This is a genomic window from Nocardia sp. JCM 34519.1, assembly GCF_020361265.1.
Lineage (GTDB): Bacteria > Actinomycetota > Actinomycetes > Mycobacteriales > Mycobacteriaceae > Nocardia > Nocardia arthritidis_A.
Genome location: NZ_JAIRBR010000002.1, coordinates 160,902 through 181,918, shown reverse-complemented (window position 1 = coordinate 181,918; position 21,017 = coordinate 160,902). Strand labels below are relative to the sequence as shown.

23 protein-coding genes are annotated in these 21,017 nt (G+C 65.6%); 12 read left to right on the top strand and 11 right to left on the bottom strand.

Annotation, left to right across the window (positions count from 1 at the left end):
• Nucleotides 1-4: 4 nt before the first annotated feature.
• From LGY53_RS07100 to LGY53_RS07080, 4 genes are all read right to left on the bottom strand, one after another.
• Nucleotides 5-682: a response regulator transcription factor gene (locus LGY53_RS07100; protein ID WP_225725835.1), complete on the bottom strand. Its 678-nt coding sequence runs from the start codon at nt 680-682 to the stop codon at nt 5-7.
• 252 nt (nt 683-934) lie between these two features.
• Entirely contained in the window at nt 935-2,068 is a 1,134-nt protein-coding gene (locus LGY53_RS43940; RefSeq protein ID WP_305082704.1) for a sensor histidine kinase, read from the bottom strand.
• A 33-nt stretch (nt 2,069-2,101) separates the two neighbouring features.
• Nucleotides 2,102-2,605 (bottom strand): hypothetical protein, encoded by a 504-nt coding sequence (locus LGY53_RS07085; RefSeq protein ID WP_225725834.1) that lies wholly within the window; start codon nt 2,603-2,605, stop codon nt 2,102-2,104.
• Between the two features lie 104 nt (nt 2,606-2,709).
• On the bottom strand, nt 2,710-4,086 hold the full coding sequence (locus LGY53_RS07080) for a hypothetical protein (protein WP_225726259.1): 1,377 nt from the start codon (nt 4,084-4,086) through the stop codon (nt 2,710-2,712).
• A gap of 214 nt (nt 4,087-4,300) precedes the next feature.
• On the opposite strand from LGY53_RS07080, the gene rpsF reads away from it, so the two are divergent.
• From rpsF to LGY53_RS07050, 6 genes are all read left to right on the top strand, one after another.
• Nucleotides 4,301-4,588 carry a 30S ribosomal protein S6 gene (gene rpsF / locus LGY53_RS07075; protein ID WP_225725833.1) on the top strand — a complete coding sequence of 96 codons (288 nt, stop codon included), beginning with the start codon at nt 4,301-4,303 and terminating at the stop codon, nt 4,586-4,588.
• Nucleotides 4,589-4,714: 126 nt separating this feature from the next.
• A complete protein-coding gene (locus LGY53_RS07070; protein ID WP_167478765.1) occupies nt 4,715-5,251 on the top strand; it encodes a single-stranded DNA-binding protein in 537 nt (178 codons plus the stop codon).
• Nucleotides 5,252-5,311: 60 nt separating this feature from the next.
• The gene (rpsR, locus tag LGY53_RS07065; protein WP_167478766.1) at nt 5,312-5,563 is read left to right on the top strand and encodes a 30S ribosomal protein S18; all 252 of its coding nucleotides are present in this window, start codon (nt 5,312-5,314) and stop codon (nt 5,561-5,563) included.
• 16 nt (nt 5,564-5,579) lie between these two features.
• Nucleotides 5,580-6,035 (top strand): 50S ribosomal protein L9, encoded by a 456-nt coding sequence (gene rplI / locus LGY53_RS07060; RefSeq protein ID WP_225725832.1) that lies wholly within the window; start codon nt 5,580-5,582, stop codon nt 6,033-6,035.
• A 620-nt stretch (nt 6,036-6,655) separates the two neighbouring features.
• A complete protein-coding gene (gene dnaB / locus LGY53_RS07055; protein WP_225725831.1) occupies nt 6,656-8,038 on the top strand; it encodes a replicative DNA helicase in 1,383 nt (460 codons plus the stop codon).
• A 192-nt stretch (nt 8,039-8,230) separates the two neighbouring features.
• Nucleotides 8,231-9,148 (top strand): cyclase family protein, encoded by a 918-nt coding sequence (locus LGY53_RS07050; protein WP_225725830.1) that lies wholly within the window; start codon nt 8,231-8,233, stop codon nt 9,146-9,148.
• A gap of 46 nt (nt 9,149-9,194) precedes the next feature.
• Here the strand turns inward: LGY53_RS07050 and LGY53_RS07045 are convergent, their stop codons facing one another.
• The 5 genes from LGY53_RS07045 to LGY53_RS07025 form a co-directional block, all read right to left on the bottom strand.
• A complete protein-coding gene (locus tag LGY53_RS07045; RefSeq protein WP_225725829.1) occupies nt 9,195-10,412 on the bottom strand; it encodes a S9 family peptidase in 1,218 nt (405 codons plus the stop codon).
• Between the two features lie 166 nt (nt 10,413-10,578).
• Nucleotides 10,579-11,940 (bottom strand): aldehyde dehydrogenase, encoded by a 1,362-nt coding sequence (locus LGY53_RS07040; RefSeq protein WP_225725828.1) that lies wholly within the window; start codon nt 11,938-11,940, stop codon nt 10,579-10,581.
• Between the two features lie 5 nt (nt 11,941-11,945).
• A complete protein-coding gene (locus tag LGY53_RS07035; RefSeq protein ID WP_225725827.1) occupies nt 11,946-12,197 on the bottom strand; it encodes a hypothetical protein in 252 nt (83 codons plus the stop codon).
• Nucleotides 12,198-12,259: 62 nt separating this feature from the next.
• Nucleotides 12,260-13,540, bottom strand: a complete 1,281-nt coding sequence (locus tag LGY53_RS07030; protein WP_225725826.1) for a M20 family metallopeptidase — start codon at nt 13,538-13,540, stop codon at nt 12,260-12,262.
• Nucleotides 13,537-14,580 carry a phosphotriesterase gene (locus tag LGY53_RS07025; RefSeq protein ID WP_225725825.1) on the bottom strand — a complete coding sequence of 348 codons (1,044 nt, stop codon included), beginning with the start codon at nt 14,578-14,580 and terminating at the stop codon, nt 13,537-13,539. Before LGY53_RS07025 ends, LGY53_RS07030 begins: the two co-directional genes overlap by 4 nt.
• Nucleotides 14,581-14,682: 102 nt before the next feature.
• Here LGY53_RS07025 and LGY53_RS07020 point away from each other — a divergent pair, with 102 nt between their 5' ends.
• The 5 genes from LGY53_RS07020 (at nt 14,683) to LGY53_RS07000 (ending at nt 18,527) form a co-directional block, all read left to right on the top strand.
• The gene (locus LGY53_RS07020) at nt 14,683-15,270 is read left to right on the top strand and encodes a TetR/AcrR family transcriptional regulator (RefSeq protein ID WP_225725824.1); all 588 of its coding nucleotides are present in this window, start codon (nt 14,683-14,685) and stop codon (nt 15,268-15,270) included.
• Nucleotides 15,271-15,282: 12 nt separating this feature from the next.
• The gene (locus tag LGY53_RS07015; protein ID WP_225725823.1) at nt 15,283-16,413 is read left to right on the top strand and encodes a helix-turn-helix domain-containing protein; all 1,131 of its coding nucleotides are present in this window, start codon (nt 15,283-15,285) and stop codon (nt 16,411-16,413) included.
• 153 nt (nt 16,414-16,566) lie between these two features.
• Nucleotides 16,567-16,914 carry a hypothetical protein gene (locus tag LGY53_RS07010; protein WP_225725822.1) on the top strand — a complete coding sequence of 116 codons (348 nt, stop codon included), beginning with the start codon at nt 16,567-16,569 and terminating at the stop codon, nt 16,912-16,914.
• A gap of 54 nt (nt 16,915-16,968) precedes the next feature.
• Nucleotides 16,969-18,084: a hypothetical protein gene (locus LGY53_RS07005; protein WP_225725821.1), complete on the top strand. Its 1,116-nt coding sequence runs from the start codon at nt 16,969-16,971 to the stop codon at nt 18,082-18,084.
• A gap of 119 nt (nt 18,085-18,203) precedes the next feature.
• Entirely contained in the window at nt 18,204-18,527 is a 324-nt protein-coding gene (locus LGY53_RS07000; RefSeq protein WP_225725820.1) for a cupin domain-containing protein, read from the top strand.
• Between the two features lie 78 nt (nt 18,528-18,605).
• Here the strand turns inward: LGY53_RS07000 and LGY53_RS06995 are convergent, their stop codons facing one another.
• Together LGY53_RS06995 and LGY53_RS06990 are read right to left on the bottom strand one after the other, a co-directional pair.
• Nucleotides 18,606-19,517: an MBL fold metallo-hydrolase gene (locus tag LGY53_RS06995; RefSeq protein WP_225725819.1), complete on the bottom strand. Its 912-nt coding sequence runs from the start codon at nt 19,515-19,517 to the stop codon at nt 18,606-18,608.
• 17 nt (nt 19,518-19,534) lie between these two features.
• On the bottom strand, nt 19,535-19,981 hold the full coding sequence (locus LGY53_RS06990) for a hypothetical protein (RefSeq protein WP_225725818.1): 447 nt from the start codon (nt 19,979-19,981) through the stop codon (nt 19,535-19,537).
• A 63-nt stretch (nt 19,982-20,044) separates the two neighbouring features.
• Here LGY53_RS06990 and LGY53_RS06985 point away from each other — a divergent pair, with 63 nt between their 5' ends.
• Nucleotides 20,045-20,923 (top strand): helix-turn-helix domain-containing protein, encoded by an 879-nt coding sequence (locus tag LGY53_RS06985; RefSeq protein WP_225725817.1) that lies wholly within the window; start codon nt 20,045-20,047, stop codon nt 20,921-20,923.
• Nucleotides 20,924-21,017 lie beyond the last annotated feature (94 nt).

Here is a 21,017-nt window from a genome sequence, read left to right as displayed (position 1 = left end):
CGGTTCACGTCCCGGACGGTCCGAGACCCATTCGGTGCGCCTGCGCGATCGCCTGGGCGCGATCGCGCACCCGCAGCTTCGCGAACAGCGAGTTGACATGACTCTTGACCGTGCTCACCCCGATGAACAACTCCTTGGCGATCTCGGAGTTGTTACGCCCCTTCGCCATAAGCCGCAGCACATCGAGTTCCCTTGCGCTGAGACCCAATTCGGTTGGCGTCGGGACCTGTGGCGCCGTCGTGAGCGCGGCGACCAGGCGCTGCCCGACCTCGGCGGAGAAGGTGGTCTGCCCGCCCGCAACGGCCCTTATCGCCGTGGCGATTTCGTGTCGGCCCGCATCCTTGGTGAGATATCCGCGCGCACCCGCCCGCAACGCACCGGCGATGGATTCGTCATCGGCATAGGTGGTCAGCACCAGCACGGCAGTGCCGGGACACGCCGCGGCGATCGCGGCCGTCGCGGCGACGCCGTCCAGCACCGGCATCCGCAGATCCATCAACGCCACATCGGGCGCCAGCCGCGTCACCAACTCGACCGCCTCGGCACCATCGCGCGCCTCGCCGACCACCTCGATATCCGGCAGCAGCGACAGCACCGTGGTCAACCCCTCCCGCACGATGGTCTGATCATCGGCGACCACCACCGAAATCACCTGTGCGTCACCATCTTTCGCGTCAGGCACCGATTATCTCCCGCATCGCATCGTTCGCCACCTGTCCGCTACGACGAGACCGGCCGAAGCACAGCATCGTTCGCGCGTAAGCCTCCGTCTTCCACGCACGAATCCCGTCCATCACGAGCGAACCTCGGTCCGCAGCGACATGACACCGGAGCACAGCGCATCCGACGGCCTTGCGCAAGACTCCGTTCACATCGACGAGATCGGCTGGGCCATCGAGTATTCCGCGTCCAATCACCGAGTCGGCATGCCGACTCATCGGCGCGGCACCGTAATTCGGACGGTCCACAGCTCACCGACCTTTCCCGCCTCGGCGGTGCCACCGAGCGCGCCGACCCGTTCACGCATGCCGAGTAGCCCCGCACCCATACCCGAGGCCGCCAGCAGTCCGGCTCGGGCGCCGAGCGGGTTCTCGGCCGTCAGCTCCACCGATTCCGGTCCGGCAACCAGGTGCAATGTAACCGCGGCGCCCGGTGCGTGCTTCCTGGCATTGGTCAGCGCCTCCTGCGCGCCGCGCAACAGCGCCAGGCTCACCTGCTCGCCCAATTGCTCGACAGGGCCATCGATATGCAAGTCCACCCGGCCGCCCACCGCCCGGTGCTCCTCCGCCACCCGGCCCAATTCGGTTGGCAGATCAATGCTTTCGGCGCGCAACGCGCCGACGACCCGGCGCGCGTCGGCCAGTCCGGACGCGGCGAGCCCGCGCGAGGTGCGCACCAACGCCCCGGCCCGATCCACCTCGCCCGCTTCGAGCAGCGCATCGGCCGCATCCAGTTGCAGCACCAGTCCGCCGAGCGTATGGGCCAGCACGTCGTGCACCTCGCGCGCGATGCGGCCGCGCTCGGCCAGCGCGGCCGCCCGATCCCGCTCGGCGCGGATCTCCCTGCTCTGCTCGACCAGCAGCCGGTTCTGTTCCGCGGTCACCCGGAACTGCCTGCGACCGGAACCGAGCAGCGAGACCAGCGCGACACCACCGAGCAGACCCACGATCACGCCGAGCGGCGCATGACGCAGCAGCGCCGAACAGCTCATCGTCACCGCGGCGAGCACCGTGACCGCGATACCGAACGGCAACGAATGTTGTTGCAGGGCAATGGCTACGAAGACGGCAACCCATACGAGGATCGCCGAGCCGCCGAACCACGCGACCGTCAGCCCGCCACACACCGTCATCACCAGCAGCGCGGCATGGTCGATCAGCAACCGATCCGCGGGCAGCAGCGCCCAGATCAGATAGGCCAGCGCGCCGATCCCGGCCAGTACCAGCACCGCAACGCCGAGCCGGTCCAGGTCGTAACCGCGCAGCCAGGCGAAAACGGCGACGAGCCCGGCCAGGCGTACGAGCCTGACCAGGATCGTCGGCTGCGGGACGTTCGCGCGGTCGAACATCCGGTCAGTATCCATTGCCGCGGCGGGACCGATTCACGCCGCGGGCGTCCGAACCGGCACCGACCCTGCCAGCCGCTCGACCCGCCGCGAGATGATCAGTATCCGGCCGAGCCGATTGATCCCGAGCATCGCGACCAGCGCACCCGCCGATGCCACCGCCGTCGCGCCGTAACCGACTGCGACAACATCTATTACGATGCGCACCACGATCAGCACCAGCCACAGCGAGGAGGCGAGCGGTCCGGTCCGAACCAGCAACCCGCCCTGCCGATCCCGTGCGAACTGCGACATCGCGCCCATCACCGCGCCGACCGCGAGCGAGAGCGCACCCTCGAACACCAGCAGTGCGATATCGACCGTCCCGAGCGCGGCGACCTCGACGGAATTCACAAAGATGACGACACCGACGATCCCGAAGATCAGCGGCGTCCGCCACATGCGCGCCGGATCGTAGAGCCGCCACTGATTCTGGCGATAGATGATCCAACCGACGATGACGACGGCGATTGCGGCGGAGAGCAGGGTCTGCTGATTCATGCCTCTCACCCTGCGCTTTTCGCCGGTGCGGCAGCACCACCCGAGGGTGGAACGCGGGTGGAATCCGCCGGTCTCAGGGTATGGCTGCCGGTGGCGTCGATTCGCTAGACGGGTACGAGTTCACCCGGGTCGTAGCGCGGCACCGGGGGCGTCGGCGCTCGATAGCCGCGCGGCGTGGCCCGCAGAAACAGGAAGAAGAAGATTGCCAGCAGCACCGCACGTCCCCAGACGCCGAACAGCACGACGTTCTCCATCTGGTTCATCCCGGACGCGCCGGTGGCGATCACGTAGAAGTACCGGAACACACCGATCCCGATCGCCGCGTCGGCGAGCAGGTAGCCGCCGATCAATGTCCACGGCACATCGAGCAGCACGAAGAAGGGTAGTAGCCATAGCGTGTACTGCGGCGAATGCACCTTGTGGAATAGCAGGAAGCCGCACAGCATCGCACCGCTCACGCCCAGCCACGGGAATACGCCGGCGGCGCCGTAACGTTTCCAGCCCAGCCACATTGCCAGCGCGAACGACGAAAGCACCAGCGCCGGTGAGACAACCGAAACCGTATGCTGGAAAAACGCCTCGCTCGCACCGTCATCCGGGGCGAACAAACGCCGAAGACCCCAGTACCAAATGGAATTGGTGGTGATATCGGCCTGACGGAGCTGCTGAAAGGTGATCGATGCGCGCCAGCCGTCGTATCCGGCCACCGCGAACGGCAGATTCACCGCGACCACCGTCGCGACGGCCGATGCGGCCGTCAACAGGGCGCCGCGCACATCGCGACCGGCGCGTTCCACTCCGCCGGTGAGCACGTACACGGCCAGCGGCAGCACGAATATCCCCGGATACAGCTTCAGGCAGAATCCGATCCCGAGCAGTACCGCCGCCGCGATCCCTCTGGCGCGCAACGAATATCGGGTCGGCACGGTGACCACGTACACCGCCGCCACCGTCGTGGCGACCACCGGGAGCTCCCAATTATGGAAGGCGTAGAGCACCAGCGGCGGCCCGGCCGCCCACAGCAGCGCCGCGCGGCCGCCGAGCCGGGCCAGCAGCAACGCCGTCAGCAGCGCGAACGGAGCGAGCAGGAGCGCACTGTGCGCGAGGAATTCGGCGTCGTTGTGCGCGCCCTGCCCGCCCAGCCACATCAGCACGCCGCTGAGCACCGGATATTCGACCGCGCCGCCGACCAGCTGACCGTCCGGGGTGATGTCGCCGTTCACGTAGGGAAAGACGTGCTGGTCGATATCCCGTCCGAGCCACAGGAATTGGATATCCGAATAGCAGACGTCGGAATCCTTGATGAGGTCGAAGGCAATGCTGCGGCCGCTCGATTCGAACGGCGCGCCCGCACACCGCGCCTTGTTCGCGTACGCGAGCAGCAGCGTGAGTCCGCACAGCAGCATCACGACCGCGGTCAGCGCGGTTTGCCGGGTCACCCGCCCGGCGAACAGGTCGCGGGCGACGAGTCCGGTCGGCATGGGCACCACCCTAGGTGCCAATCCGCCGAATTGCCGGTAGTCCCCCGCGAATACCGGCGCCGTGCCTTGTTCCGCCCGCGCACCGGTCGGCTCGCCGGACCTGATTTCGCTGCTCACCGGGCCTTCATGTAGCCTTGTCGGGTTGCTGACGCAACGACCCTCCTGCCACGGACCGTCCGTGGCCGTTTCCCAGTCCACAGGAGGTGATTGGTCCGTGCGTCATTACGAAGTGATGGTCATCCTCGATCCGAGCCTGGACGAGCGCACTGTTGGTCCGTCGCTGGACAACATGCTCAGTGTCGTTCGCACCGATGGCGGCAAGATCGACAAGGTCGACATCTGGGGCCGTCGCCGGCTCGCCTACGAAATCCGCAAGCAGGCCGAGGGCATCTACGCCGTGGTCGAGCTCACCGCCGAGCCCGCCACCGTGAGCGAGCTCGACCGCCAGCTCGGACTCAACGAGTCGGTGCTGCGCACCAAGGTTCTGCGCCACGACAAGTGACCGCGTCCGCACGATCGTCCCGGTGAAAGCCGGGATGACGACTCCTCGATTGCGTCGGTGTCTATCTCTAGGCTCTAGCGCGACAGCGAGTTGCATGCGGACCGCACACCGAGCAGGAGGAACCACATGGCAGGCGACACGGTCATCACCGTCATCGGAAATCTGACGGCAGACCCCGAGCTTCGATTCACGCCCGCGGGGCAAGCGGTGGCGAATTTCACCGTCGCGTCCACTCCCCGTGTGTTCGATCGCAATTCGAACGAATGGAAAGACGGCGAGGCTCTGTTCCTGCGCTGCAATATCTGGCGCGAAGCCGCGGAGAATGTCGCCGAGAGCCTGACTCGCGGCTCCCGAGTGATTGTCAGTGGACGACTCAAGCAGCGCTCCTACGAAACCCGCGAGGGTGAGAAGCGCACGGTCGTCGAGCTGGAGGTCGACGAGGTCGGCCCCTCGCTGCGCTATGCCACCGCGAAGGTCAACAAGTCCAACCGCGGTGGCGGTGGTGGCGGCGGCTTCGGTGGCGGCGGTGGTTTCTCCGGCGGTGGTAACACCGGTGGTGGTGGCGGTGGTCGTTCCGGCGGTGCCGAGGACGACCCATGGGGCAGCGCGCCCGCGGCAGGCTCCTTCGGGGGCGGCCGCATGGATGACGAACCGCCGTTCTGACAAACGGCACTGATCGGCCCGATTTATTTTGGGCCACAATAATTTACGGAGTAGAAGACCATGCCTAAAGCGCCCGCGCGCGAAAAGGTGCTGAAGAAGAAGGCCTGCGCTTTCTGCAAGGAAGCCAAGTCCGGCGTCGTTTCGATCGATTACAAGGACACGACGCTGCTGCGCAAGTACGTCAGCGACCGCGGCAAGATCCGTGCCCGCCGCGTCACCGGCAATTGCGTGCAGCACCAGCGTGATATCGCCGTCGCCGTCAAGAATTCGCGTGAGGTCGCACTGCTGCCTTACGTGTCGACGGCTCGCTGAGAAAGGGAGGCACACAATGAAGTTGATTCTGACCGCTGATGTGGACAACCTCGGTGCCCCCGGTGACACCGTCGAGGTCAAGGACGGCTACGGCCGCAACTACCTGCTGCCGCGCGGCCTGGCCATCGTGGCCAGCCGGGGCGCCCAGAAGCAGGTCGAGGGCATCCGCCGGGCCCAGGAGGCCCGCCGGGTGCGCGACCTGGATCACGCCAACGAGCTGAAGCAGGCCATCGAGGCCCTGACGTCGGTGTCTCTCTCGGTGAAGACCGCGGGCACCGGCAAGCTGTTCGGCTCGGTGACCCAGGCGGATGTCGCCGCGGCCATCAAGGCGGCGGGCGGGCCCGTCGTCGACAAGCGCAGCATCGAGCTGCCGAAGGCGCACATCAAGACGACCGGTAAGCACGGCGTCGTGGTGCACCTGCACCCGGATGTGGTTGCCAAGTTCGACCTTCAGGTCGCGGCGGCCAGCTAATACAGCATCGGTCGAAGCCACTCTTGTGATCACCACAAGGGTGGCTTTCGGCTGCGCTTCTTCGGGTGCTGGTTGCGGTTAGCTCTGGATTTGCTTGCGTGTCGCGGCCGGTGTGTCGTGAACGGTTGGGTGATTGATCGAAATGGTTCGACCTCCGGTTATTCGACCTGTGGATTACCAGAAAAACCGACCGGACGTAATGTGACTCAGCTCATATCCGGTCCATGTGCTGTTAACCCAACACGCCCGGCCGTTCAACTTGGCCGACACGCCGCAAGTTCATTCATCCACACGTGGATAGATCGGGAAATCCGGGCCTATCTGCGTATTCAGGCGATATGACCTGGGTTTTCCCCAAGTTGTACACAGGGGGTGCACACCGTTAGGTGAACAGTCCCCAACTTATCCACAGCTGTGTGCACAGTGTGGTTTGGCGACTGCCCGCCGGGTCGCCTAGGTTCGTCGCATTGCCGTGAACGAACCGCCCGGAACGGCGCGAGTCGTCCCATGCCTCGGCGATAGCTGGCCACCGGGTATCGGACATGTCGGACCCCGGGGGTAGAACGTGTCATCGATAGGTTGGGAACCCGGTCGTGGGGTAGAGAGGACGGTCGAGTCAGGTGACAGCCACCGATGACCGTGGGCACACGGACTTCCCGCCCGAACCGCCCGGCGAGGACTTCGGGCGGCAGCCACCGCACGATATGGCGGCCGAACAGTCGGTGCTCGGCGGCATGCTGTTGAGCAAGGACGCCATCGCCGATGTGGTCGAGGTTATCCGGCCCGGCGATTTCTACCGTCCCGCGCACCAGTCCATCTACGACACCATCCTCGATCTCTACGGCCGCGGCGAACCGGCCGACCCGGTCACCGTCGCCGCGGGTCTGGACCGGCGCGGTGAACTCAAGCGCATCGGCGGCCCGCCCTATCTGGTGACGCTCACCCAAACCGTGCCGACCGCCGCCAACGCCGGCTACTACGCCGAAATCGTTGCGGAGAAAGCCATTCTGCGGCGTCTGGTGGAGGCCGGCACCCGCATCGTCCAGTACGGCTACGCGGGCGCCGACGGCCAGGACATCGCCGAGGTTGTCGACCGCGCCCAGGCCGAGGTCTACGAGGTCACCGAGCGCCGCAGCAGCGAGGACTTCCTCCCGCTGGAGGAACTCCTGCAACCGACGATGGACGAGATCGACTCCATCGCCAGCCGCGGCGGCATCTCCCTCGGCGTCCCAACCGGTTTCACCGAACTCGACGAGGTCACCAACGGCCTGCACCCCGGCCAGATGATCATCGTCGCGGCCCGACCCGGCGTCGGAAAATCCACGCTCGGTATGGATTTCATGCGGAGTTGCTCGATCAAGCATGGGTTGGCGAGCGTTATTTTCTCGTTGGAGATGAGTCGCACCGAAATTGTTATGCGGCTGCTTTCGGCCGAGGCGAAAATCAAGCTGGGGGATATGCGTTCGGGGCGGATGAGCGACGACGACTGGACTCGGTTGGCGCGGCGGATGAGCGAAATCAGCGAGGCGCCACTGTTCGTCGACGATTCGCCGAACCTGACGATGATGGAGATCCGGGCCAAGGCGCGGCGGTTGAAGCAGCGTCATGATCTGAAACTCGTTGTGGTGGACTACCTTCAGCTGATGACCTCCGGTAAGAAGGTCGAATCCCGCCAGCAGGAAGTCTCGGATTTCTCCCGAAACCTGAAGCTGCTGGCCAAGGAGCTCGAGGTCCCGGTAGTCGCGATCAGTCAGCTGAACCGTGGTCCCGAACAGCGAACCGATAAACGCCCCATGGTCTCCGACCTGCGCGAATCCGGATCGCTGGAACAGGATGCGGATATGGTCATCCTGCTGCATCGCCCCGATGCGTTCGAAAGAGACGACCCGCGCGGCGGCGAGGCCGATCTGATTCTCGGCAAACACCGTAACGGCCCTACGGCCACCATTACCGTTGCGCACCAGCTGCATCTGAGCCGTTTCGTGGATATGGCCCGCGGCTGATCCGGACTGCAAGGGCTCGGCTGGTGAACCCCTGCCGAAGCTCTTGCCGCCCAGCTAAACTCGTATCCCCAAGATCGTGTTGCGAGGACAGTGTGAACCTGGGGGATCCCCTGCCAGCGGTGCCTCGAGCTGCGTGACGGAGGAGTTGGTGCTGGGATGACGGCAGGGCTACCGATACCCACACAGGACGACGTGCACGGGTACTTCAATACGCTGTCGAACTGGGGGCGGTGGGGCGAGGACGATGAGCTCGGCACTCTGAACCACATCACCGACGACGTCCGGTTGGCGGCGGCGCGGGCGGTGCGCCACGGCAGGAGCGTGTCGTGCGCGTGGGAGGTTGCGGTGCCGGAGGAGATGGAGCGGTCGACGACGACGTGCCCCTGCGCCGCCGATATGCCGGGAGCCGAGAACATGCCGCTGGGATTCCGCACCGACCGGCACTGGGGCTATTCGAACGAGCGGCTCGGAATTCTGTTCCACGGCAACACCATCACCCATATCGACTCGCCGTGCCATATCTTCTGGGACGGCAAGATGTACAACGGGCGGCCGCACTCGCTGGTCGACGCCGCAACGGGATCGGCCTGGGCTGCCGTCACGGCGGCGGCGAACGGGATCATCACCCGTGGCGTCCTGCTGGACATTGCGAAGGTCCGCGAGGTGCCGTGGTTGGAACCGGGGCAGGGGGTGTATCCCGCCGATCTCGAGGAGGCCGAGCGTCGCCAGGGGGTGCGGGTGCGATCCGGCGATGCGGTACTGCTGCGGACCGGCTATGGCCGCGTCCGGCACGAGTCCGGTGCGACCAGCGGTTTCAGGCAGGCCGGCTGGCACGCGTCCTGCCTGCCGTGGCTGCAGGAACGGGAGGTCGCGCTGATCGGCGCCGATACTCCTCAGGACGTGCTGCCGTCGGGGTACGAAGACGTGTTGATGCCGGTTCACACCGTGGGCCTCGTCGCGATGGGTCTGTGGCTGCTCGACAATTGCGACCTCGAGATGTGCGCAACCACGGCTGCCGAGCTCGGCCAGTGGGACTTCCACCTCGCGATCGCGCCGGTCCGCTTCGCCGGGACGTCCGGCAGCCCGGTCAACCCGATCGCCACATTCTGATCGCGGGACTCGCGCCAAGCAGTGTCGGCACGGGTATGTGCCTGGATCAGGTCGCGGGAACCTCCTGGAGAAACTGGTCGAGGATCCTGGGCAGCGCGAGACGGATGGTGGTTTCGTGGTCGGTGTCGCCGAGGTTGGTGAGGGTGACCTTGTCGCTGTGGAAGGCCCGCAGGCAGGCTTCGGCGTTGGCGTAGGGGACGTCACGGTCGCCGGTGGAGTGGTAGAGGTGGACCGGAACCTGCGGGGTCCAGTCGCAGGTGCCGTCGCTGTCGGTCATCGCCTTCAGGACGGAGCCTGCGGGATGTAGGAGTCGGTCGATGAACTGCGGCGTGAGCAGTTCTTGCAGCGTGCCGGGTAGTGAGTTGCCGATCTCCCGCTCGTCGTGTTGCCCGTCGAACAGGCTCTCGACCGTGGTGGCATAGGGCCGCTGGAACGCTTCGGAAGGTTCGTCGTAGAAGTGGTAGATCCGGTTCATCGCGGTGATCCAGTAGCTGAAGTAGAAGACCGCGACCCGGGAGTCGATTCGACCACTCGGACCCGCGGGCACGTCGACGTGCTGTAGGTCGTAGGGTCCGCTGACCGGCGCCAGCGCGGCAAGGCCGAAACCGGGTGCCTGGCCGCCGACCAGTGCCTTGGCCAAACACGTTGCGGCCGTGCCGCCTTGGGAAGCACCGGTGACCAGTACGTCGGGATCGAGTTCGCGCTGCTGCTGTTCGGTCAGTGTGCGGGCGGCGCGCAGCAGGTCGATCGATGCGCTGGTCTCCGTGGGGACGTGGACGTACGGGTGGGGGCCGGGGCCTTCACCGAGTCCCAGGTAGTCCGGCGCGACCACCGCGTAGCCGGCGGCGGCGAACATGATCGCGCAGGCACGGTCGGGCCCGTTCAGGGCGCTGACCGACGGCGCGTCCTTGCGCGCCGACATCGTGCCGTGCTCGTAGCTGACCACACGCAGCCGGTGAGAATTGGTGCGCGGCAACACAACCAGACCGGTGGCAGTGGTCGGTGAACCATCCGGGTTGACAGTTTTGTACACAACTCGATAGGCATCGACCCCGTTGCGCACCGGCGTATCGGGCTTCGTCCGGACCGCCTCGGCCAGATATGCCGCGGTCTGCTCCGTCGACAGTTGGGTGAGCGGAATCGTGGACACCATCGCGCCGCGGCCGCCGGGTGCCGTGCTGTCGTGCGTCGAGCAGGCGACCGGTCCGCCGAGCAACACGATCGCACCGACCACGGCGAACCCGAAACCACTGGATCTCAACATGAATTCGTAGTCCTTTCGATCGGACTGCTCCGCCGGTTCCGATGTCGTTGTCGGACATGGATTTCGCCGATGTCGGTCGAACAACTACAACATCGGCCGTCGCACCGGTCCAGGCCGATCCGGGACAGTAATGACGGTGTCGGTTGTCCGAAATCGACATCCTGAGTCAGTTGGTCGCGATGAAGACGTTCTTGGTCTCGGTGAACGCCAGCGCCGCGTCGGGACCCAGTTCACGGCCGAGGCCGGATTGCTTGAATCCACCGAACGGGGCCGAATACCGCGTCTGGTGCAGCGAATTCACCGACACGTTGCCCGCCTCGACCGCGCGCGCAACCCGCAGTGCCCGGCCGATGTCGTTGGTCCAGACGATCCCCGCCAGCCCGTATTCCGTGTCGTTGGCGATGCGAATGGCCTCGGCCTCGTCATCGAACGGCAGTACCGCGGCCACGGGGCCGAAGATCTCCTCGGTGAATACCGGGTCGGTAGGGCCTGCGGGCAGGACAACCGTTGGCGGGTACCAGAATCCAGGTCCGTCGGGTCGTTCGCCGGTGAACGCCACCGTGGTCGAAGGCCCGACGAACCCCGCGACCCGATCGCGGTGCGCGGCCGAGATCAGCGGGCCCATCGCGGTGGCTTCGTCCGACGGATCACCGACCCGGAAATCCTGTACCGACGGTTCGAGCAATTCCAAGAAGCGATCGAAGACACTGCGCTGCACCAGAATTCGGGACCGCGCACAACAGTCCTGGCCCGAGTTCATGAAGACGCCGTAGGGCGTGGTAGCGGCAGCGAGCTCCAGATTCGCGTCGGCGAAGACGATATTGGCGTTCTTGCCGCCCAATTCGAGAGTCACCCGCTTGACCTGTTCGGCGCAGCCCGCCATGATCCGCTTGCCGACCCCGGTGGAGCCGGTGAACACGACCTTGCGGACCGCGGGATGGGTGACGAAGCGCTGTCCCACTACCGGGCCGTCGCCGGGCAGGACCTGGAAAACACCTTCGGGCAGACCCGCTTGCCGGGCCAGTTCGCCCAGGCGAATAGCGGTAAGTGGGGTCAGCTCGGACGGTTTCAGCACCACCGTATTGCCCGCGGCGAGTGCTGGCGCGAAGCCCCACGCCGCGATGGGCATCGGAAAGTTCCACGGCACGATGATGCCGACCACGCCTAATGCTTCGTGGAAGGTGATGTCGATACCGCCGTCGACCGGAATCTGTTGGCCCAGTAGGCGTTCGGGCATTCCGGCGGTGAATCGCAGTACGTCGGCGACATTGCCCGCCTCCAAGCGCGCGACGCCGATGGGGTGGCCCGCGTTGGCGACCTCCAGCTCGGCCAGATGTTGCAGGTCGTCTTCGACCGCCTGGGCGAAGCGCCGCAGCAGTCGGGCCCGATCGCCCGGTGCGACCGCACGCCAACCTGCCCACGCGTGGTGGGCGCGCTCGATAGCGGCGTCGGTGGCGGCCGGATCGGTCCATTCGATCGTCGTGATCACCTGTTCGGTCGCCGGGTTGATCACCGGAGTTATTGTCATGTCCCTCAGTACCTTTCGGTATTCGATCGTCGGTTGCTTCGGCGGGCCGTCGGCAGGTTCCAGCGGTAGCGCAGCGACAACAGCCGGATGCCGATTCCGGCGCTCCGTGGGAGCGCGGTGCCGGGAGCGATGGCCAGACCGCGCAAGGTTTGGTTGGCGGCGGCGAGCGCCGCCGCGATGGCCAGGGCGGTGAATCCGACCGGCTCGAAACGCTTTTCGGCGGCGACCTGACCGCCGAGCACACCCGCGGTGAACACACCGGCCGAATCGACTGTCGCAGTTAGTGTTCCGGTCGAGAGAAAGTCCATGGCCGGCCTGGTCAGGAGGCGGTGATCCTGCCGGCCAGGTGGTCCACGGCGATGTGGGTGTGTAAGCGTATGCCCGTGGCCAGAACCGAATCGTCGGCGTAGAAGGCGGGATTGTGATTCACGGCCAGGCCGCGCCCGCCGGGCAGGGGCTGGGGCCAGCCGTCGACCAGGTGGGTGTCCTGCGCGCCGAGGATCACGTAGATGCCACCGTAGGTGTCGACGAAGTAGGACACGTCGTCGTAACCGAGTGAAGGGGTGACCTCGACGAGTTTGTCGGCGCCGGCGACCCGCCCGAGGGTGGGCAATGCGGCATCGACCCACCGGGGTCGGTTGTTCACCGCCGGAACCGGTTGCAGGAAACTGATTTCCGCGGTGCAACCGTATGCGCGGGCAATGTGGTCCGCGGTGCGAGTGACGAGTTGCCGGGCCTGGTCCATGGTCGGCTGGGCTGCGCTGCGGATAGTGCCCCACAGGGTGACCGTCTCGCCGATGATGTTGAACCGGCCCACATCTTCGATGTGGCCGATGGAGATGGTGACCGGAGCGAACGCGTCCAGCTGCCGATAGAGCTGACCCATCGCCGAGACGATGTCCGCGGCCGCGGGCATCGGATCGATGCCCTGCCAGGGTGTGGAACCGTGCACCTGCTTACCGGACACCACGATCTTCACCAGGCACGAGGCACCGAACTGGTTGCCCGCTCGATATCCGACACAGCCAAGGGGAAAGGGGGACACATGGTGGCCGTACACCATCGTCGGAGCGGGGTCCGCGAGTGCGTTTTCGGCCAACATCTGCGCCGCGCCGCCGACCTCGTCTGTCGGTGGGCCCTCCTCGGCCGGTTGGAATATGAACAACACCGTGCCCGAAAGCCGTTCCCGCACTTGGGATAGGACGCTCGCGGCACCCATCAGCATCGCGGTATGGCAGTCGTGCCCGCAGGCGTGCGCCACCGGGAACGGCCCGCCCGGGTAGTCGGCGTCCACCACCGTCGAGGCGAAGGGAACGTCGGAGTTCTCCTTGACCGGCAGTGCATCGATGTCGGCGCGCAGCGCCATGACTCGGTCGCCCGGCCGACCGCCCCGAAGCACGCCCACCACGCCGTGCCCGGCAATCCCGGTCCGAACCTCGTCCAGCCCAAGGGTTTTCAGGTGGCCGGTGATGAACGCGGCGGTATTGCGTTCGCGGTTCGGTAGTTCCGGGTTCTGGTGCAGATGATGCCGCCAGGCGATGACCTGCGGCTCGATCTGTTCGATGAGCCGATCCAGGTCCGCGTATAAATCGTCGGTCATGATCTCGCCGCTCTCGCGAGACTGTCGTTCACACCGCCGCGGTCTTGCCGACCCATCGATGGGCTGAAGTATCGGCGGGGGTTGGTGACGAGCATCTGTTCGATGTCGGCGTCGCCGACACCGGCCGCGCGCAGTGCGGGCAGTACGTCATCGTGGATGTGTTCGTAGTGCCAATTCGGCGCCAGTTGTGCACGGGCGGCGTGGAAGTCGTCGCCGAACCAGTCGATCCAGCACATGGCGTCGTGACTCAGGACCATGCGGTCGGCGTAGCCGCGGCGGCACAGTTCGGCGACCGTGCCGACCCGCTCGGGCGTCGTGCGGTTCAGATCCACGCCGAAACGATCCATGCCGAGGATCGCACCGGTGTCGGCGAGCCAGGTGAGATAGTCGAGGTCGCCGGTATCGCCGCTATGGCCCATCACGACCTTGGTCAGGTCGACGCCCTCGGCGCGGAACAGCTCCAGTACCCAGCGACCGGTCTGCCGAATTGCGTTGGTGTGCACGGTGATCGGTGCGCCGGTCGCCCGGTGTGCGTAGGCGATGGCGCGGCAGATCCGCTCGACGTCCGGTGTGGGGTCGGGATGTTCGACCGCGCATTTGAGGAATGCGGCCCGCACGCCGGTATCGGCGATGCCGTCGCGGATGTCGCGGACGAACTCCAGGGCCAGCGGGTCGGGGCTCTCGTCGACCAGCAGGCCGGGGCCGCGCATCAGGAATGGCGTCGGCGCCGCGGTGTAGTGGTAGTAGCCGGTGGCGACGATGATGTTCAGCTCGGGAACCTGCTCGTTGATCCGCTGGATCCGGGGGATGTAGCGTCCGATACCCCAGACGGTGGGGTCTACGAAGGTGCGCACTCCCTTGCCGACCAGCGAGCGCAGCCGCGCGATCGCGTCGGCGACCTGCTGCTCCTCATCCCACCAGCGGCCGTCGCCGTAGTTCTGTAGATGTTCGGTGTTCAGGGTGAAGACGTGCTCGTGCATCAAGGTCTGGCCGAGGTCGTCGACGTCCACAGCCCCGCGCACGGTCTGCACGGTGGGCATGCTTGCTCCTCTCGCTCGAGGTAATTGATAAACGACACATGTCAATTAACGACATCTGTAGAATAGTCAACACGTGTCGTTGAATGTAAAGGGTGGAGATCGATGTCACTGGACCGGCGCATCCTGCGCACCCGTCGGCGGCTGGCGGAGGCGCTTCTGGACCTGACTCAGGAGAAGGATTTCGATGCCATCTCGATCACCGACATCACTGAACGTGCCGATGTCAGCCGGGTGACCTTCTACGACCACTATCGAGACCGCGACGATCTGCTGATCGCCGCGCTCGGCGAGAGTTTGGACGAGATAACCGGGGCCGCCCGGTCCGCAGTCGAGGTTGTCTGCGCCACCGACGAACCGCCCGAATCGCTGCGAATGCTGTTCCGGCACATTCACTCTCGGGTCGGGTTGTATCGGCGGATGCTGGGTCCGCAGGGCAGCGCGCGCTTCGCCGATGTCCTGCGCAGCCGGCTCACCGACACCCTTCGTGACACCGTCGTCCAGCCCGGCGCTCTCACCGGGGTGCCGCAGGCGGTGTTCACCGACTACGTCGCAGGCGCTCTCATCGGCGTCATTTACGGCTACGTCCACGCCGAACCGACACCCGACTCCGATGACATCGCCCGCGCCGTGTGGACGATCCATCAGATGTCCTGGCCCGGCGATCGGATCGAGCCGTCGTCCGGGCAATGACGGGGAGTGACCATGGGCGAGTCGGATATCGACCGGGCCCGAATCCGGCTGATCGAACGCGCCCGTGAGCCGGCCGTGGCCCAGACCATCGTCCAGGCCGTGGTTCAGGCCTCTCGTGCCGCGTCGACGGCCGTTGCCGCGCTGCCGGAGGAGGAGACTCGTCGGCATGTCCAGGCACTGTTGGACGGTGTCGTCACCGCCGACAGCACACCAGGTCCGCAGGTCTTGGCCGCGGCCGAACGCCTGGGTTCGGAACGTGCCCGGCAGGGCGTGCCGGTGGAGGCTCTGCTCGACGGGGTTCAGGCCAGCCGCTCCTGCCTGATCGAGATGCTCATCGACCAGGGACAGCAGCTGTCGGTGCCGTTGCCGGCGGTGCTCGACACAGTCGTACATCTGGACCGGATCGCCACCGCTGTGTTGCGCCACATTGTGCACGCTCACCACGAGACCGAACTGGGTATAGCGCGCACGCGAACCGAGCGCGAAACTCGAACGCTGCGAAAGCTTTTGCACGGCGAGCAGATCGCCTCACCCGCGCCGCTCGACGCATCGGCCACCTACCATTGCGTGGTCAGCGACGTCAGCGATCCGGCTCTTGCCCGGCGTCTGGGGACCCGGCTGACCGCAACCGGTTCGGGACTGTGCGGGCTGGTCGATGGGCGGCTGGCGGCATTGGTCGCCCGGCTGACCCAGCTGGGCGATAGTCCTCCACTCCTCGTCGCCGCCCCCGCGGTCCGGCCCGCCCAGGTGGCCCCGCTGTACCGACTCGCCCGCCGCGCATTGGCGGCGGGCCGTGCGGCTGGGCTGACCGGACCCCGCCTGCTCACCGACCTGGCGCTGCTCACCGCGACCCACGGTGAACCGGAACTGGGCGAAATCCTTGCCGCACAACTACTCGGCGGTCTCGACCCGGGCGACGCCTTCCACCGCGATCTTGCCGAGACCGCACGGGCCTATCTCGATCACCGCGGTCGTATCGAACCCACCGCCACCGCCCTGCACATACACAGCAACACGGTCAAATACCGGCTCCGGCGGTTCACCGAACTCACCGGCCACATTCTGACCGACGCCGACCACAGCACCGTCGCCGATACGACCCGGCAATGGTGGGCGCTACAACACTGGCTCACCCATTCCTGACGCGGGCGAGCTCGAACCCGGCGAACGCCGTAGGCGGACTCGCGCGGCAGATCCGCGACGGTAACTCCCGGCCTGAAGGTCGTTCCACAACTGCTGTTGGTAGTCCTTGATCCACGGGGCGATCGTTTCCGGGACCAGCGTGCGGAACGGCGCATGCCGTTCCCGACGACGCTGCTGTCCGAGTACGGTGATCGACCGCAAACGGTGGCCATCTATTCCGGCACCATCGCCGCGGTGGCAGCGGACCACGCGGCCATGGTGTGGTACCAACGGCGGCACCCGGAACTGTCGAATTCACCGATGACCGCGGACGAATACCGGTTCACCGTGCTGGATCTGGGCACCACCACCCTGGTCATGCTGGTGTCGGTGCTCATCGCCCTCGGCCTCGGCTGGGTGATTACCGCGAAGTGGATCTGGCTGGCGCTGGTGCCCATCAAACAGTTCCTGACCGTCCTGCGGAAACGGCAACAGGCCGCTCGATCGCGACCTGATTTGTAAGCTTCCAGCTACTGAACAGAAATGCCTCAACCTTGCCCGGCACAAAGAGAGGTAGTGGAATTGTTCAGAAACAAAACGGACAGCTGGATCGTCACCGTCGCGGCTTCCGCCGTGATGAGTGCGTATGTGGTCGCGGTCGTTCCGCAAGCATCAGCCGAATTCCCTGGTACGCCGATCATTCTCGGAAAGGCGTCGGTCTTCGATATGACGTCGATGGAGACGGGGCCGTCTTTCCAGGATTACGGCTGGCTGAGCATCATGGACCCGAACAGTAACGCCAAGCTACAGAGCACCTTCAGCAATCAAAACGGCTACGCAGGCCTTCCCATGACCGGGATGAGTTTGCAGTCGATGGATCCCAACGGGATATACACCCATCATTGGGACGGTCCGGCCGCTCCCATGAGTCACAATCTTCCCCCCGCGATGCCCGAATATCACGCAGGCAATGTGTTCCATTTCGGCTGGGACGAGCCGAAACAGGCATGGCACTGGGAACTGCACAATATGGACGTAGATGCCGATGTCTGGTTCACCGACACCCATCCGGGCGGCAAATACACCGTGTCCTGGGACGGTGAGACGGTGCACTGGGCATCGGGCATTGCCGTCGCGAAAGTCAACGGCACCATCAAATATCCCGGCTGGGACCATCCCATCGAAGTCCACGACTGGGTGGGTGAGCAGGAACGTATGTGGGGCCCCGATTTCCGGCTCGGGCCCGGCCACAACGGATACGACTACCTGCAGGGCGGCAACCCGGACGGTTCGGCGGACAACGGGTTCGTCTACGAACAGCTGGACGGGTCGGTAGTCGGGATGCTCGCACATACCGCCGCGGATGGAGAGGTGACGATCTGTGCCCTCGACTCGGTGGACTATGACGAGTGGACCGAATTCACCGGCGCGCCAGGACAGACTGCGCCCTACCCGTATCCACGCGTGGTAGGTGTCGGCTGCGGCGGCATGCATCGCACCTTCACCGTCGACCAGCCGGTGCTGTTCCAGGTCGTGCCCGCTGCCGCCACCACGACCATGTCGTTCGGGCATACGGACTTGCCCGGATCGATCTCGACGATTCAGCACTTCCGAGACGACTACACCGGTTGGCCAGGCGCGACGCTCAACCTCTTCCAAGGATTGCAGTGGCCACCGAGCCTGATTCGTTGACAGCGCGACGATGGAGTCGGATTGCCGAGGCCGTCGTGGGGTTCGTTGTGTCGGCGGCTCTCACCGTGACATCTGCCCCGGTTCAGGCAACCCCCGCAGCAGGTGTCACAGGAAACACCTTGGCGCGCACCATGATCGGTGACCGAGATTACGTCCTGCGGGAGATCACCCTCGCGCCGGGCGGTTCGACCGGCTGGCACTTCCACGACGCCACGATCTACGGCGTGGTACGCGAGGGTGTGCTGACCCACTACGCCTCCAGCTGCGCCGTGGACGGAATCTATTCGTCCGGTTCGGTCGTCGTCGAGCCCGGTGGGCCCGGCTATGTCCACCTCGGCCGCAACTTGGGCAGTGAGCCGCTGGTGCTCGAGGTGCTCTATCCTCTGCCGGTCGGCAGTCCGCTGGCCGAGGATGCGCCGAATCCGGGCTGCGCCTTCGAATGAGGGTCCGCCGGCTCCCAGGTGACGGAGGGTGGCCGTCGTCGGGCAGGGTGCGGCGGCCGGCACATCGAGATGGGTCCTTCAGCCCCAGCGCATTTCGCCCTTGACTACTTTGGCGCTGAGTTCGAGGTTGGTTGTGCCGGGGAGGTCGGGGTAGCGCTGCCGCATGGCTGCGATGAGCTCGGCGCTGGTGGTGGTGTGTGCGTCGGCGTCGTTGAATGCGGTGAGGTAGTCGCGGGTGAAACGCAGTGCGGCGATGCCGTTGTCGGTGCCGGTGGCCGCGTGCCCGGCGACCACGATCTTCGGGTTGCGGGCAATCATGGTGTCCAGGTTGGTGATCCATTGCCGGCGCTGTGCCGGGCTGGGCAGATCTGCGATGAAGACGTGCTCGCCGGAGAAGACGAGATTGCCGCCGAAGATGGCGTCGAGGTCGGGGGACCACAGGTAGTAGCGGTCTCCGAGGTTGTCCGCGCGCACGATGTCGATCGTGTGGCCGCCCACGGTCAGGGTGGTCGCTGTGGTGGGTTCGGGTATCACCGTGTCGGCGACCGTGCGTGGTCCATTGTCGCCAAGTTGCGGGGACCAGGTCGTGATTTTGCTCGCGACGTTGCCGTGGATGGCGTCGACGACGTCTTGTGGTGCGGTGACTTTGGCACCCGGGAATTTCGTGGTGATCGGGCGCAGGCCGAAGTAGTAGTCCGGGTCGCTGGAGGAGACGAATACCGCGGTGAGTGGTTGGCCGATGGACGCGATCCGGTCGGCGACGGCGGTGCCGTCCGACAGAGTGAAACCGCCATCGACGAGTACCGATTCAGCACCGGCGGTCAGGATCACCGGCGCGCGAGAGAATCCGGCCTCATCGGCGCGCAGGGCGGTCCACTGCAATGCGGTGCCGGTCTTGGTGCTGTTGGTCGAGCCGCAGGCGGCCGCACTGATGGCCATCGCGACGATGCCGGAACCGGCCAGCAGTTTCCGGATGGTGGTGGACTTCATGGCGCGGACTCCTCTGCCTAGTTGGCGGTGTCGATGGTGGCGGTGTGCAGCTCGAGGGCGTGTGTGCCGTCGGGTTTGGTATAGGACCAGGTCAGGTCGATTTTGTGGTCGATGTAGTTCTCGACATGGCTGACGGTGAAGCCGGTCTTGGGTTCGAACCAGGTGATGAGGTAGATCTGATCACCGACCTTGGCGATGACCGGGTCGACGGTCTCCTCGCCCTGGCCGCCGGTCAGATATTTGTAGGTCAGGTGTTTGCCGTCGGGGGTGAAGCGGAGATCGAAGTCCACCCCGTTGTCGATCTTGGCGATGAAGTGTCCGCCGTAGGGCGTGGTCTCGGGTCCGGCGGTCGCTCGGGAGCATCCGGCGACCATCAGTGCGGCCAGGGCGGCGAGAGTGGCGATCCGCTTCGTGTACGGAGTCCCCCTCGGTGCGTTGGCGTGGGGTGAATCAAGTCTGATCATGCATATACGGTATGGATGCGATCTGGTCTTTTCGTGGTTTCCGCCGGACGTACCATGGTGAAAATGGGACAAGGCTCCGACGAGGTGATCCGGCCGGTCAGGTACCTGCCGCCGCCAGGGGTCACCGGCGAGATCGAGATCGTCTCGCTGGCACGCATGCGTGAGCGGGGTGGACCGCGGGAGTTCCGTGCCCCGCAGCGCCTCGATTTCGATGTGCTGATCCGTATCGAGTCGGGCCGGGCGGTGCACACCGTGGACTTCACCGGCTACTCCCTCGCGCCCGGGGATCTGATCTGGATTCGTGCGGGCCAGGTTCAGCAGTGGGGAGCGATCGAAGACATCGACGGTCCGGTCGTGCTGTTCACCCCGGCGGCGGTCGACTCCGGCACGCGGAATCGGATCGGATCCCTCGATATCGCCATTCCCAACCACTGGCCCGCGGCCACCATCGCCAACGGCACCGCGGCGCTGGCCCTGGATGCCCTGCTCGGCACCGAGGCAACACCGGAATCGCTGGCCGACAACGATATTCGCGACGCCGCGCGTGCCCGCCTGCTCGCCGCGACGCTGCTACTGCTCATGGCCACCGCACCGGATACGGGCGACTGCCGACATACGCCGCTACCGCAGCCGTTCGTCTGGTTCCGTGACGAAGTGGAAGCCCATTTCCGCGTCCGGCACAAGGTCGTCGAATACGCTGCGCGGCTGGGCTATTCGACCCGCACCCTGAATCGGTTGGCCCGCGAGAACACCGGATTGACCGCCAAACAACTCATCGACGAACGCATCGTGCTCGAGGCCAAACGCCTACTCGCCCACGGCGACGACCCGGTAGCGCGGATCGCCGCCCACCTCGGATTCGACGACCCCGCCAACTTCTCCAAGTACTTCCAACAGCGCACCGGCACCACCCCCGCAGCCTTCCGCAGCCACGCCGGCTGATCCGAAGTTCGTGGTGTGGGCTGAGGCGGAGATTCGGGCATATCGGCGGTAGAAACTGCCAGCCGGGGGGTGGGTGAGCGGGACAACGTAACGC